The 13150-nt window shown below is 74.4% G+C and carries 12 protein-coding genes; 3 read left to right on the forward strand and 9 right to left on the reverse strand.

The features are described from left to right. Positions 1-11 precede the first annotated feature (11 nt). The 4 genes from F8R89_RS29750 to F8R89_RS29760 form a co-directional block, all read right to left on the reverse strand. The gene (locus tag F8R89_RS29750; RefSeq protein ID WP_151786838.1) at positions 12-980 is read right to left on the reverse strand and encodes an ABC transporter substrate-binding protein; all 969 of its coding nucleotides are present in this window, start codon (positions 978-980) and stop codon (positions 12-14) included. Between the two features lie 163 nt (positions 981-1143). Then, positions 1144-2082 carry a PDR/VanB family oxidoreductase gene (locus F8R89_RS29755; protein WP_151786839.1) on the reverse strand — a complete coding sequence of 313 codons (939 nt, stop codon included), beginning with the start codon at positions 2080-2082 and terminating at the stop codon, positions 1144-1146. Beyond that, a complete protein-coding gene (locus F8R89_RS36355) occupies positions 2079-2249 on the reverse strand; it encodes a hypothetical protein (protein WP_192806270.1) in 171 nt (56 codons plus the stop codon). Before F8R89_RS36355 ends, F8R89_RS29755 begins: the two co-directional genes overlap by 4 nt. Continuing rightward, positions 2246-3316 carry an aromatic ring-hydroxylating dioxygenase subunit alpha gene (locus tag F8R89_RS29760; protein ID WP_151786840.1) on the reverse strand — a complete coding sequence of 357 codons (1071 nt, stop codon included), beginning with the start codon at positions 3314-3316 and terminating at the stop codon, positions 2246-2248. Before F8R89_RS29760 ends, F8R89_RS36355 begins: the two co-directional genes overlap by 4 nt. A gap of 223 nt (positions 3317-3539) precedes the next feature. On the opposite strand from F8R89_RS29760, the gene F8R89_RS29765 reads away from it, so the two are divergent. Continuing rightward, positions 3540-4949: a DEAD/DEAH box helicase gene (locus tag F8R89_RS29765; protein WP_151786841.1), complete on the forward strand. Its 1410-nt coding sequence runs from the start codon at positions 3540-3542 to the stop codon at positions 4947-4949. A gap of 191 nt (positions 4950-5140) precedes the next feature. On the opposite strand, the gene F8R89_RS29770 is transcribed toward F8R89_RS29765, so the two are convergent. From F8R89_RS29770 to F8R89_RS29780, 3 genes are read right to left on the reverse strand one after another with little or no spacing between them, the layout of a single operon-like run. Beyond that, positions 5141-5521: a hypothetical protein gene (locus tag F8R89_RS29770; protein WP_151786842.1), complete on the reverse strand. Its 381-nt coding sequence runs from the start codon at positions 5519-5521 to the stop codon at positions 5141-5143. Between the two features lie 53 nt (positions 5522-5574). After that, positions 5575-6525: a hypothetical protein gene (locus F8R89_RS29775; protein WP_151786843.1), complete on the reverse strand. Its 951-nt coding sequence runs from the start codon at positions 6523-6525 to the stop codon at positions 5575-5577. Continuing rightward, positions 6522-7331, reverse strand: a complete 810-nt coding sequence (locus F8R89_RS29780; RefSeq protein WP_151786844.1) for a phosphatase PAP2 family protein — start codon at positions 7329-7331, stop codon at positions 6522-6524. Before F8R89_RS29780 ends, F8R89_RS29775 begins: the two co-directional genes overlap by 4 nt. A 233-nt stretch (positions 7332-7564) precedes the next feature. On the opposite strand from F8R89_RS29780, the gene F8R89_RS29785 reads away from it, so the two are divergent. Next, the gene (locus F8R89_RS29785) at positions 7565-8179 is read left to right on the forward strand and encodes a TetR/AcrR family transcriptional regulator (RefSeq protein ID WP_151786845.1); all 615 of its coding nucleotides are present in this window, start codon (positions 7565-7567) and stop codon (positions 8177-8179) included. A gap of 146 nt (positions 8180-8325) precedes the next feature. Here F8R89_RS29785 and F8R89_RS29790 read toward each other — a convergent pair whose 3' ends face one another. Next, a complete protein-coding gene (locus tag F8R89_RS29790; protein ID WP_151786846.1) occupies positions 8326-9294 on the reverse strand; it encodes a DUF2510 domain-containing protein in 969 nt (322 codons plus the stop codon). A gap of 353 nt (positions 9295-9647) precedes the next feature. Here F8R89_RS29790 and F8R89_RS29795 point away from each other — a divergent pair, with 353 nt between their 5' ends. After that, positions 9648-12317, forward strand: a complete 2670-nt coding sequence (locus F8R89_RS29795; RefSeq protein ID WP_151786847.1) for an ATP-binding protein — start codon at positions 9648-9650, stop codon at positions 12315-12317. Positions 12318-12323: 6 nt separating this feature from the next. Here F8R89_RS29795 and F8R89_RS29800 read toward each other — a convergent pair whose 3' ends face one another. Further along, on the reverse strand, positions 12324-13115 hold the full coding sequence (locus tag F8R89_RS29800) for an SDR family NAD(P)-dependent oxidoreductase (RefSeq protein WP_151786848.1): 792 nt from the start codon (positions 13113-13115) through the stop codon (positions 12324-12326). Between the last annotated feature and the right edge of the window lie 35 nt (positions 13116-13150).

Raw genomic sequence — 13150 nt, forward strand, 5'->3', positions numbered from 1 at the left:
GTCCGCGTCCCTCACGGCAGCAGCTCGTCGAGGTCCGGCGGGTTCTTGAACAGGCCGTCCGACTGGCCGAGTTTCATCAGGGCCATGATGGAGGACCGGTTCGCCTCGGCCGGCCACTTCGGCAGGGTGACCTTGGCCAGCACGTCCGCCGGGATCTTCGTGTACGTCGTGATGATCTCGCGTGCCTCGTCCGGGTGGGCGTCGGCATAGGCCAGGGACTGCGCGGTCGCCTTCTGGAACTTCTTCACGATCTCGGGGTTGCGGTCCGCGTACCGCGCCGACGTGAAGTACAGGGCCACGGTGAGGTCGGGCGCCACGTCGACCAGCGGGGAGGCGATCTCGACGCCGTCCTGGTTCCTGATCGTGGCCGTCGCCGGCTCCACCACCATGGCGGCGTCGATCTGGCCCTTGTCCAGGGCGGCCGGCATCTGGTCGAAGGGCAGCTCGACGAACTCCACCTCGTCGGGGTCGCCGCCCGCGTCACGCACCGAGGCGCGCACGGCCGTCTCGTTGATGTTCTTCAGCGTGTTGATGGCGACCTTCCTGCCCTCCAGCTCCTTCGGGGACGTCAGCGGGCTGCCCTTCTTGACCATCAGGGCGCCGAAGTCCTCGCCCTCCTTGCCGGTGGAGGCGATGCCGTTGGCGACGGCCCGCACGGGAACACCGTTGGACTGCGCGACCATCAGGGACGTCACGTTGCTGAACCCGAACTGGAACTGACCGCTCGCCACCCCCGGCACGATCGCCGCGCCGCCCTGGGCCGTGGTGAACTCCAGCTCCAGCCCCTGCTTCTCGAAGAAGCCCTTCTTCTGACCGAGGTACAGCGGGGCGACATCGACGATGGGGATGAGTCCGACCTTCACGGTGGTGACCCCGCCGGACGATCCGCCGCCCTTCGACGGTTCGTCGCCGGACGAGCCACAGGCCGTCGCGACGAGCAGCAGGGCGCCGGCGGTGAGACCGGCGGACAGACGACGCATGGCTCCTCCTGTGCAGACAACGGTGCAACGGTGTTCCGACAGGTTGTGCGCACCGCGCACAGTAGTGCCCGACCTCGCCCAGCGGGAAGGTAGAAGATTCCACCATCGCGACGGCGTCCAGGTCAGCGGCCGGAATCCGAACACCCTTGTTTCGCAGGCGAGTTCACAGATCGAGGAGCAGCCGCCGGCCCCGGCACCGGGACACACAGATCATCATCGTCTCGCCGCTCGCCTGTTCCTCGGAGGTCAGCACCGAGTCCCGGTGGTCGGGTGTGCCGTCGAGGACGTCGGTCTCGCAGGTGCCGCAGGTGCCCTCGGTGCAGGAGTACAGCACCTCGACCCCCGCGGCCCGCACGGCGTCCAGCACGGAGACGCCGGGCCCGACCGTGACGGTCAGCCCGCTGCGGGCCAGCTCGACATCGAACTCCCCATCGACCGTGGCTGGTTGCTCCTTCGGCTCGAAACGCTCGACGCGCAGGGCGCCCGGCGGGCAACGCTCCTCGACGGCGTCCAGCAGGGGACCGGGACCGCAGCAGTAGACGAGCGTGCCCTCGGGGAGCCCGTCGAGCACCGGGCCGAGGTCGAGCAGCCCGCACGTGTCCTCCGGCGCCAGGGTGACCCGTCCGCCGTACGCGGCCAACTCCGCCGTGAACGCCATGGAACGGCGTGTGCGTCCGCCGTACAGCAGGCTCCACTCGGCGCCCGCCGCCTCGGCCGCGGCCAGCATGGGCAGGATCGGGGTGATGCCGATGCCGCCCGCGACGAACCGGTAGGCGCGGGCGGGTTCCAGCCGGAAGTGGTTGCGCGGGCCGCGTACGCGCACCCTCTCGCCGTTTCCCAGCCGCTCGTGCACATGGGCGGACCCGCCGTGCCCGGCGGGCTCCCGCAGGACGGCGATCCGCCACCGTGTCCGGTCCGCCGGGTCGCCGCACAGCGAGTACTGCCGCTCGAGCCCCGGCCCGAGCAGCAGATCGACGTGGGCGCCGGGCTCCCAGGCGGGCAGCGCCTCGCCCCGCGGGTGGCGCAGGAGGAGGACGAGCACGCCGTCGGCCGCGAACTCCGCCCGGTCGACGACGAGTTCGGTCTCGTACGTCTCCGTCACGCGTCGTCCTCCGGCAGCCGGTGCCCCTGGGGGTGGGCGAGCATCCACTCCCACATCCGCACCGGGTCCTCGGCCCGGTGCTCCCGCCCGCAGTGACAGGTGCCGTGCAGCAGGTCGGTGCCCGGCACCCAGTCGACGCGGTACACCTCCCCGGTGCCCCCGCTCACCGGACCTGCTCCTCGGGTTTGGCCCCCTCCTCGACCAGCCGGGCGAGGATGCGGCGCGCGGCCAGCCCGCCGGTGTCGATGTTGATGCTGAGCTCCTGGTAGCCGTGCCGCTCGGTGCCGAGGGTGCGCTGCAGCAGGTCCAGGGCGTCGACGTCCTGCCTCACCACGGTGTGGTTGCTGGCGCGCAGGAACTCGGTGACCTCCTCGTCGCCGGTCGCCCAGTCCCGCGACACCGCCCAGAAGTCGTACACCGTGCCGTCCCCGGAGGGCGTGATGGCGTAGGTGACCTCGGTGTGGAAGGCGTCCGGGTCGCTGCCGTCCGGCCGGGGCAGCACACCGACCGGGGCGACCCGGCTGTGCAGCACGTACAGACAGGGGGCCCGGTACTCGATGTCCTGCCAGCGGGTGATGCGGCCCTCGATGCCGGTCGAACGGGCGTAGAACGGGGGGCACTCGGCGTCGTCCATGTGCCGGCTCACCCGCACGATGCCCGCGCCCTCGTCCACCTCGGTGGTGATCGGCGTCTCGGCGACCTCGGGGGTGCCGATGTACCCGCCGTGCAGATACGTCTCGTGGGAGAGGTCGAGGAGGTTGTCGACCAGCAGGCCGTAGTCGCAGGCGATGGGCTCCATCCCGCGCACGGTGACCCAGCCCGGCGCGTCCAGGTGCCGGGCGCGCGGGATGCCGGCCGGGTCGGCCGGCTCCGGGTCGCCGATCCACACCCAGATCAGCGAGTCCTGCTCGACCACCGGGTACGAGGCGACGCGCGCGGTGCGCGGGACGCGCTTCTGCCCCGGCACGTACACGCACGTCCCGGTCGTGTCGTACGTGAACCCGTGGTACCCGCACACGATCCGGTCCCCGTCGAGCCGCGTCGGCGCCTCGGAGAGCGGATACCGGCGGTGCACACACCGGTCGTGCAGCACGACCGGCGTCCCCTCGTCCTCGGTGCGGTAGAGCACGAGCGTCTCCCCGCAGACACTCCTCCCGAGCAACTCCCGCCCCACCTCGTGGCTGTAGGCGGCGACGTACCACTGGTTCCTGGCGAACGCGGTCATGTGCGGCATGGCGGCGGCTCCCGACGTCGAGGCAGTGGCGCCCATCGTCGATACCGGCCGCCCGGGGGCGCAATACGTCTTCCGTCTCACGGAAGACGCCGGATACCGGCTCCGTGCTAGCGTGGAGCGTTTGCAGCGTCGCCGTGTCGGTGCCCCGTGCGGGGCCCCTGACCGGCGACCCCCTCCCTGCCGCGCCTTCCTCGGTACGGTCCCTTTCGAGGAAGGCTTTCCCATGAACGAGTCAGTACGTGCCGATGCCCGGCAGGACGAGGTGCCGGGCGGCACCGAGGCGCCGCCCCCGGCGGCGTCCTTCGCGGAGCTGGGGCTTCCGGCCGCGATGCTCCGGGTGCTCGCCGAGCAGGGTGTGACCGTCCCCTTCCCGATCCAGGCGGCGGCCCTGCCCCACGCCCTCGCGGGACGGGACGTCCTGGGCCGGGGCCGCACCGGGTCCGGCAAGACGCTCGCCTTCGGCCTGGGGATGCTCGCCCGGACGGCCGGTCGGCGCGCCCTGCCCAAGGAGCCGCTGGCGCTCGTGCTGGTACCCACCAGGGAGCTCGCGCAGCAGGTCGGTGAGGCGCTCACCCCGTACGCGGAGGCGCTGCGGCTGCGCCTCACGACCGTGGTGGGCGGAGTGTCCCTCGGACGGCAGGCCGCCGAGCTGCGGGACGGCGCCGAGATCGTCGTCGCCACGCCCGGCCGGCTGCACGACCTCGTCGACCGCAAGGCCTGCCGGCTGGGACGGGTGCGGATCACGGTGCTGGACGAGGCCGACCAGATGTGTGACATGGGGTTCCTGCCGCAGGTCACGGAGATCCTGGACCAGGTGCGTCCCGACGGGCAGCGCATGCTGTTCTCCGCCACCCTGGACCGCGACGTCGACCAGCTGGTGCGGGACCGTCTGCGCGACCCCGCCGTCCACTCCGTGGACCCGTCGTCCAGCGCGGTCTCGACGATCGGGCACCACGTCTTCGTCGTGCACGGCCCCGACAAGTACGCCGTGACCACGGAGATCGCCGCCCGCGACGGACGCGTCCTGCTGTTCCTCGACACCAAGCACGGCGTCGACCAGCTCACGCGGCATCTGCGCGCCAGCGGTGTGGCGGCCGCCGCCCTGCACAGCGGCAAGGCCCAGCCGCAGCGCACCAGGACCCTGGCCCAGTTCAAGAACGGGCAGGTCACCGCACTGGTGGCGACGAACGTCGCCGCACGCGGCCTGCACGTCGACGACCTCGACCTCGTGGTCAACGTCGATCCGGCCACCGACCCGAAGGACTATCTGCACCGGGCGGGCCGGACGGCGCGGGCCGGCCGCTCCGGCACCGTCGTGACGCTCGTCCTGTCGGGACAGCGCCGCGAGACCAGCCAGGTCATGGCGGACGCCGGCGTCGCACCCAAGGTCGTCAAGGTGCGGTCCGGCGAGGCGGAGCTCAGCCGGATCACCGGCGCCAAGGCCCCCTCCGGACAGCCTCTCGACGGCGGGGCGGCCGCGCCACGCCCCAAGAACCACAACGCCCCGTTCCGTGGCCTCGGCACCACCAAGGACGCGAAGGGCGGCTCCGGCGGCAGACCGTCCCGCAGGAGCAGCGAGGCCCGCAAGCTGGCGGAGGCCCGGCAGGCCGCCCGGGTACGGCGCGGCGGCTGAGCCCGGAGTCTTTGGGCCGCGCTCAGGAGGGGCGCCGTCCGGAGAGCGACCCGGCGACGCGCACTGCGTAGCGGACTCGGGTTCCGGGGCGGGGCGGCGGCCCCGGTGCGCCAGGTCCAGGGGGCCCGGCGCGGGCGCGGGTGGGTCCAGGTGAGCGGCCCGGCCACGCTCACCCCGTGGCCGGGGCGGGTTCAGAGGCGAGTGAGGCGTCCCGGGTCGGGTTGCCGGGGTGCCACCACTCGCTCGGGGGTCGTCTGCTCGCGGTCCAGAGCCAGGACGGCGGCCACGCGGTGCTCGTCGTCCGTGGGCACCGCCGTGGTCGCGGGGGCGGCCGACCCGGGCGCGGCGCGGTGAGGAGTACCGGGAACGGGTGCCCCGGCGACGCCGGCCGTGTAGCCGCGTCCGGTTCGCAGGGGAGCGAGGTGCCCTGGGGCGGGCCGGCGGGCACGACCACCCGCGCTCGGCAGCGCCTTCCCGCGTTCGATGGCCAGGGCGGCGGCCACCGTGGTGCGCCAGGTCCGCGCGGTTCCGGCCCGGTCGCGGGCTCGGCGTGGTGAGGCAGCACCGATCACGGTCGGCCCGGTGTGAGCGGCCCGGTCACGTTCACCCCGTGGCCGGCCCCGGTTCAGAGGCGAGTCAGGCGTCCCCGGTCCCGTTGCCGGGGGACCACCACTCGCTCGGGGGTCGCCTGTTCGTGGTTCAGGGCCAGGACGGCGGCCACCGGGTGGGCCTCGGGAGCGGGTTCCGGTGCGGACGGCGTGGGGGTGGCGCGGGTGAGGAGTACCACTCCCCAGGACGCCAGGCCCGCCCCCGCCAGTGCCGCCAGGACACCCGCCGGGCCGCCCCGCAGCCGTTCGCCGAGCAGGACCAGGCCGATCACGGCCGCCGCGAGCGGGTTCGCGAGGGTGACGACCGCGAGCGGGGCGCCGAGGCCGCCCCGGTAGGCGGTCTGCGACAGCAGCAGCCCGCCCGCGGCCAGCGAGGCCACGAGCACGGCCACGCCGGTGACCTGGAGGCTGAGCAGCGGGGCGGAGTGGTCCGTGGCGGCCACCGTGACCGTCTGGGTGAGCGCCGACGCGACCCCGGAGGTGAAGCCGGACGCGGTCGCGTGCCGCAGGCCCGGCCGGGCGCCCGGCCAGGCCAGCAGACCGGTCAGGGCCACCGTCACCCCCGCGACGCCGATCGCCTCGGGCGTGCTCAGCACGTCGTCGGGCGCGGCCCCGGACGCCGTGACGAGGATCGCGGCAAGACCGGTCAGCGTCAGCGCCGTACCGCGCCACTCGACGGCGCCGACCCGGCGGCCCGCGAGGCGCGCGCCCAGCGGCACCGCGGCCACCAGCGTGAGCGCGCCGAGCGGCTGCACCACCGTCAGCGGGCCGTACTTCAGGGCGATGACGTGCAGCAGCGCCCCGGTGGCGTTGAGCAGCACCGTCCCCCACCAGGCGCCCGAGCCCAGCAGCCGCACCAGGCCGGAACCGGCGCTGCGGGAGGCCAGCCGTTCCTGGGCGACGGCGGCGGTGGCGTAGGCGACGGCGGAGACGAGGGACAGCGCGACGGCGAGCGCGGTGGCGGTCATCGTCCCGCTCCCACGAGGACGGCGTCCCGGCCGGCGGCCTCGCCCCGGCGGGGAGCCGGAAGGAGCCCTCCGGTGAGCCGGACGGCCGTGCGGCCGGGGCGGGGGAGGAGGGCGAGCGCGAGCCCGAGCAGGGCCGTCGCCGCGAGCGCGTCGAGCCAGTAGTGGTTGGCCGTGCCCACGATGACCAGCAGGGTCAGCGCGGGGTGCAGCAGCCACAGCAGGCGCCAGCGCGAGCGGGTGACCGCGATCAGGCCGAGCGCCACCATCAGGGCCCAGCCGAAGTGCAGCGACGGCATCGCCGCGAACTGGTTGGAGAGCTGGTCGCTCTGCGGCGGGCCGTACACGGACGGGCCGTAGAGGCGGGCGGTGTCCAGCAGCCCGGTCGCCGCGAGCATGCGCGGCGGGGCGAGAGGGAACGCCAGGTGCAGCAGCAGGGCGGCCCCGGTGACGGCCGTCAGGACCCGGCGGGCCCAGACGTAGTGCGCGGGCCGCCGCAGGTAGAGCCAGACCAGGAAGGCCAGGGTGGCAGGGAAGTGGACGGCCGCGTAGTAGGTGTTGGCCGCCCGCACGAGGCCGTCGCCGTGCAGCAGGAGGTGCTGCACACCGCCCTCGCCGGGCAGGTGGACGGCGCGTTCCAGGTCCCATAGCCGGTCCGCGTTGCGGAACGCCTCGACGGTGTGGCCGGTCGCCAGTTGGCGGCCCGTCTTGTAGACGAGGAAGAACCCCGCCACGAGCAGGAGTTCGCGGACCAGGGGTGGCCGCGGTGGCGCGGCCTCCTGCTGGGAAGGCTCGGTGCGGGCATTCATCCCCCGGCCCCTTCGCTGACGTAGGTGGTGCTGGCTGAGCTGTCGGGCTGGGGACTGCTCCGGCTCGGCACACTCATCGATACGTGCACGTTCCGAAACGGGCCTGTACCGATACGCCACTGTACCGATACGCCAGCGTTCCGGTACAGTGGCGTTTCGATAGATGTGCGACACACTGGAGGGCGGGCCCCTCCGACGGTGGGCGCCGCACCCGGGAGCGAGGAGACGAGCAGATGACGTCGCAGGCCGCGGACGGACCGGACACGGTCGCCGCCTCGCGCCGCTCCAAGCTCACCCGGGAGCGTGAGCAGGAGTTCTTCGACGCCGTCCTCGACCAGATCCGCGCCTGCGGCTACGACTCCGTCACCATGGAGGGCGTCGCCGCCAGCACCCGGTGCAGCAAGGCCACGCTCTACCGGCAGTGGCGGACCAAGCCGCAGTTCGTCGCGGCCGCCCTGCGGGCCAGCCGGCGGACCCGCTTCGACGGGATCGACACCGGCACCCTCGCCGACGACCTGCGGGAGGCGGCCCGCGCGGCGGGCGCCTGGTCGGCCAAGGACACCCGGCTGCTCCAGGCCCTCGGCCACGCCGTCACCCAGGACCCGGAGCTCAGGACGGCGCTGCGCGAGGCGCTCATCGACCCCGAGATCGACGCGCTCGAGCAGATCCTGCGGCGCGGGGTCGAGCGGGGCGAGGTGCCCGCCGACCACCCGGCGCTCGACTACATCCCCGCCCAGATCTTCGGCGTCCTGCGGGCCCGTCCCGTGCTGGAGGGCAAGGACGCCGACCCCGAGTACATCGTCCGGTTCGTGGAGGCCGCCGTGCTGCCCACGCTCGGACTCACCTGAGACCCAGGCCGCCGTCCGCGGGATGACTGGACGGCGACCTGCAGCGCCGCACCGTGGGGACGGGGGCGGCGCCACCACCCGGCCGGGTGGGGTGCCCCTTGAGCGGAGGGGCCGCCCCACCCGGCCGTGTCACGTTCCGCCCGGGCTCACACGTCCTGGCCGGGACCGCCGCCCCGGGCGACCTCGATGCCCTTCGCGATCTCGTCCAGGACGCCCTGGCCCTGGTCGACGTCCACCCCGAGGCGGACGACCGCGATCTCCTTGCCGCCGGACGCCGGCGACGGGAAGGCGAGCGACTCGACATAGCCGTCCGAGCCCTCGCTGGTGACCGCCTGCCAGCGGACCAGATAACCCTTGCGCCCGGCCACGGTCACCGCCTCGGACGCCAGCACCTTGTGCGAGGTGATCTTCCCGTAGCCCTTGCCGTACGACTCCTTCGCGTTCGCCGCGATGTCCGCCTTGGCGACCGCCTCCGGGGTGTCGCCCGCGGTGCGCAGCACGAGCGCGGGAGCCGAGTAGGCGCCGCCCTTCATACAGGTCTCGGACTTCAGCGCGGGGCACGGGTAGGTGTCCTTCGACGCCACCTGCGCGCCCGCCCGGATCTGCTGCCCGTACCAGCCGTCCGGCACGGGCAGGCTGATCCCGTTCAGCGGATCGGTGATCGAACCGCTCTCCACCTTCGGCGGCTCGGACCCCTCCGGCCCCCGCGACGGGCCGCCCGAGCCCCCGCCGGAACCGCCGGGACCCTCGGGGCCACCGGGCAGGTCCGGGCGGTCCGGGGCCTGCCGGGACCCCGCGGCCGTGCCGCCCGGGCCGTCCTCGGCCGTCAGCGCGTACACGCCGACGCCGATGCACGCGAGGACCACCACCGCCACGCCGGCGGCTATCCCGGTGCGCAGTCCCCGCCGGGCCCCCGGTTGCACCTGGCCGGGATAGCCCGGGTGCACGGGGTACGCCGGATACGCCCCGCCGGCCGGCGGGCCCGCCGGGGCGCCGCTCCCCGTGGGGCGGACCTGGTCGGTCCACGCGCTGCCGTCCCACCAGCGCTCGGTGGGCGGGCCGTCACTGTGCCGGCCTGGGTCGGGGTACCAGCCGGGAGGAGTCACCTGCGTCATACGCCCACCGTAAGAGGTGCGGGTGAAAGCCGGATGAGAGGGCCGGGCCAGGTGCCGCACCCCGGCCGGGGGACCGGTGCGCGAGCGGGGCCCGCCGGCCGCGGGACCGACCCGGGAGCCGCCGCGCCGGCGCCGGCGCGCGTGACGCGACGAGACCCCCGACTGCCCACTCCTGGCCGGAATTTGACTGTCATTCAGTCGACAAGGGCCATGTCGCGGACCCTTCCCGTCGCCTGCCCGCACAAGCCGTCACCCGTCGCGGCAACAGGTCCCCCGAGCGCTCTCCATTCCGTCCGCCGGAGGACTACGCTCGGGGGCTGTACGTCGTCCGGGCGACTTGGGGAGGTAGCGGGATGACGGAGGTACGGCCCACGCGGGCCGCCTCGGCCTCCCTCTGGGAGCGCGACGAGGAGGTCGCCGCCATCGGGCGGGCCCTGGACCGGCTGTGCGCGGACCAGACCACCGACGGCAGCCTGCTGGTGCTCCGCGCCGAGGCGGGCCTCGGCAAGACCGCCCTGCTGGCCGAAACACGCCGTATCGCCGAGGCCCGCGGCTGCACCGTCTGGTCCGCCCGCGGCGGCGAGACCCTCAGCTCCGTCCCCTTCAACGTCGTACGGCAGTTACTGCAGCCGGCGCTGCTGTCGCTGATGCCGGAGGAGGCCCGCGAGTACCTCGGCGACTGGTACGACATCGCCGGTCCCGCCCTCGGCATAACGGACCCCGGCGAGCGCCAGGCCGACCCGCAGGGCGTGTGCGACGGACTGGTCGCCGCCGTCCGCCGGCTCGCCCGCCGCGAATGGCCGCTGGTGCTGCTCATCGACGACGCCCACTGGGCCGACCAGGAGACCCTGCGCTGGCTCGCCGCCTTCAGTGAACGCCTCGACGAACAGAACGTCCTGGTCGTCGTGGCCCGCCGCCCCGGCGAGGTCAGCGGCGACAGCGCCCGCCACCTCGACGCCGTCGCCGAGGCCGGCACCTCCGTCGCCACCCTCAGCGCCCTCACCCCCGAAGCCACCGCCGGACTCACCCGCGCCACCCTCGGCAGCCACGCCGACGCCCCCTTCTGCCGCGAGGTCTGGGCCGTCACCGGCGGCAACCCGTACGAGACCGTCGAACTCCTCGCCAAGGTCCAGGAGAACGAGTTCGAGCCGACCGAGGCGACGGCCGGCGAACTGCGCGCCCTGAACCGGGCCGCGCGCGGCGGCGGCCTCGTCGCCCGCCTGGAGACACTCGGCATCGAGGCCACCCGGTTCGCCTGGGCCGCCGCCATCCTCGGCACCGGGATCACCGTCGACCTGGTGGCCGAGCTGGCCACGATGAGCGTCGACGACGCCGACCGCTGCGCGGAACTCCTGTGCGGCGCCCGCATCCTCACCGAACCCGACCCGGCCGGGGTGCGGCCCGACGACGGCGAGTTCCAGTTCGTCCACCCGCTCATCGCCACCGCCGTCTACAACTCCATCCCGGACGCCCTGCGCACCGCCATGCACGGCATCGCCGCCCGCGTCGTCACCGACAACGGCCGGGGCGCCGCCGCGGCCGCCCGGCACCTCCTGGAGGTCCACCCCGACGGCGACGAGGAACTCGTCGAGCAGCTGCGCGAGGCCGCCCGCGAGCATCTGGCCGTCGGCGCACCGGACGCGGCCCGCCGCTGTCTGGAGCGCGCCCTCGTGGAGCCGCCCCGGCCCGAGATCCATGCCCATGTCCTGCACGAACTGGGCTGCGCCACCCTGCTGACCGCGCCCGCCGTCACCATCGACCACCTCCAGCGGGCCCTCGCCCTGCCCGGCCTCGACGGCGACGACCGCGTCGACGCCGTGTACCGCCTGTCGCAGGCCCTGCTCCACAACGACCAGCTGGAGGAGGCCGTCCGCACCGTCGAGGCGGAGGCCGCCCGGCAGAGCGGACCCACCCGGCTGCGGCTCCAGGCCGTGCAGTTCATGTGGGAGGGCATCCACGGCGAGACCGCCTCGCCCGGGCGCTCCGCGCGCCTCGCCGAGCTGGCCGCGACCTGCACCGGCCGGGACAACTCCGAACGCGCCCTGCTCATCCTGCGCGGCTTCGACGCCATGGCCCGCGGCGAGAACGCCGAGGAGGTCGCCGAGCTGTGCGACCGCGCCCTCGTCAACGGGCGCCTGGCCCCCGGCCTCGGCTGGACCGACCCCGAGTGGGGCCTCGAACTGCCGATGATGCTGGCCAGCGCCTACGCCTTCACCGACCGCCTCGACCGCGCCGAGACCCTCTACAACGAGGCCCTGCGCGCCTACGAGTCCCTCGGCTGGAGCGGCGGGCACCTCGCCCTGGCCCACGCCTACGTCGGCCTCGGGCTGCGCAGGCGCGGCCGGCTCCAGGAGGCCGAGGAGTCGCTGCGCCAGTCGCTGGCGTTCGCCGAACGCGTCGGCCGGCGGCTGCCGTTGCACTGGTCCGCGACCTGCAACCTCGTCGACACGCTGCTCGCCCGCGGCCATGTCGAGGAGGCCTGGGACATCGCGGAGCAGTACGGCTTCGCCCCGCCCTACCCGTCCACCATCGTCCTGCCCGACCCGCGCGCGGTCCGCGGCCGGCTGCTCCTCGCCGTCGGCCGGACCAAGGAGGGCGTGAACGAACTCGAGGCCGCCGAGAAGGCGGCCGCCGTCCGCGGCCACCACAACCCCGTCCTCGTCCCCTGGGCCGTGAACCTCGCCCGCGCCCTCGCCAACGAGGACCCCGCGCGGGCCGCCCGGCTGGCCACCGAGGTCCGCCGGCACGCCGAACGCCTGGGCACCGACACCGCGATCGGCGAGGCCCTGCGCTGCGCGGCCGCGCTGGAGACCGGGCAGCGGGCCGTCCGCCTCTCCGAGCGGGCCGTCACCTATCTGGAGGCGTCGCCCTGCCAGTACGAGCACGCCGTCGCCCGCGTCGAGTACGGTCTGGCCGCCCGCTCCGCCGCCGAGCTGCGGCGCGGACTGACCCTGGCCCGCTCGTGCGGCGCGGACGGCCTGGTGCGCCAGGCCGAGGCGGCCCTGGCCACCGGCCTGGTCTGAGCCCGGTCACAGACGCAGCAACTGCTCGGTGACGGCGGTCAGCCGCTCACGGGTGGCGGAGTCGTAGGCGGCCGGGTGGGCCCGCGCGGGCGACGTCCCCTCGAAGTAGCCTCCCGAGCCCAGGTCACGGGTGGCGAGCGCCAGGACGCCGGGCGCGCCGTCGGCGACCGTGTGCAGGGGGGTGAGGCCGCTGTCGCGGACCATCGCCGTGTCCATGTGCGTCGCCGGGTGCACCACGTTCACCGAGACGCCGGTGCCGGCCAGCTCCTCGGCGAGGACGAACGTGTGGACCGCCAGCGCGAACTTGCTGCGGCAGTACGCCGCCACGCCCTCGTAACCGCGGGTCATCTCCGGGTCGCCGGGGTCCAGCGGCTCCTGGCCCGCCGAGCCGACGTTCACGATGCGGGCCGGCCCGTTCGCGCGCAGCACCGGCAGCAGGGCGCGGGTCAGCACCACGGGCGCCAGGTAGTTGACGGCGAGCCGCAGTTCGTGCCCGTCGGCGCTCAGCTCCCGGCGGGTGCGGTCCGGTCCACCGCCGACGGCCGCGTTGTTGATCAGGACGTCCAGCTCGGGGTGGTCGCCCGCGACGTGCGCCGCCAGCTGACGCACCTGGTCCAGCGAGGCCAGGTCGGCCACGTACCCCTCGGCCTCCCCGTCGGCCCGCAGCTCCTCGACCAGCCGTTCCGTGCGGCCGGCGTCCCGCCCGTGGGCGAGCACCCGGTGCCCGGCGCGGACCAGTTCGACGGCGAGGTGGCGGCCGAGCCCCGAGGTGGCGCCGGTGAGGAGCAGCGTGGACATGCCCTCACCGTAGGCACGCGGGACGGCTCGTGCGC

This window comes from Streptomyces sp. SS1-1 (assembly GCF_008973465.1).
GTDB lineage: Bacteria > Actinomycetota > Actinomycetes > Streptomycetales > Streptomycetaceae > Streptomyces.

What these genes read in the sequence shown, in the direction of transcription:
- F8R89_RS29750 (WP_151786838.1), bottom strand. Translation starts at nt 980, where the DNA reads ATGCGTCGTCTGTCCGCCGGTCTCACCGCCGGCGCCCTGCTGCTCGTC.
- F8R89_RS29760 (WP_151786840.1), bottom strand. Translation starts at nt 3,316, where the DNA reads ATGCCGCACATGACCGCGTTCGCCAGGAACCAGTGGTACGTCGCCGCC.
- F8R89_RS29765 (WP_151786841.1), top strand. Translation starts at nt 3,540, where the DNA reads ATGAACGAGTCAGTACGTGCCGATGCCCGGCAGGACGAGGTGCCGGGC.
- F8R89_RS29775 (WP_151786843.1), bottom strand. Translation starts at nt 6,525, where the DNA reads ATGACCGCCACCGCGCTCGCCGTCGCGCTGTCCCTCGTCTCCGCCGTC.
- F8R89_RS29780 (WP_151786844.1), bottom strand. Translation starts at nt 7,331, where the DNA reads ATGAATGCCCGCACCGAGCCTTCCCAGCAGGAGGCCGCGCCACCGCGG.
- F8R89_RS29785 (WP_151786845.1), top strand. Translation starts at nt 7,565, where the DNA reads ATGACGTCGCAGGCCGCGGACGGACCGGACACGGTCGCCGCCTCGCGC.
- F8R89_RS29790 (WP_151786846.1), bottom strand. Translation starts at nt 9,294, where the DNA reads ATGACGCAGGTGACTCCTCCCGGCTGGTACCCCGACCCAGGCCGGCAC.
- F8R89_RS29795 (WP_151786847.1), top strand. Translation starts at nt 9,648, where the DNA reads ATGACGGAGGTACGGCCCACGCGGGCCGCCTCGGCCTCCCTCTGGGAG.
- F8R89_RS29800 (WP_151786848.1), bottom strand. Translation starts at nt 13,115, where the DNA reads ATGTCCACGCTGCTCCTCACCGGCGCCACCTCGGGGCTCGGCCGCCAC.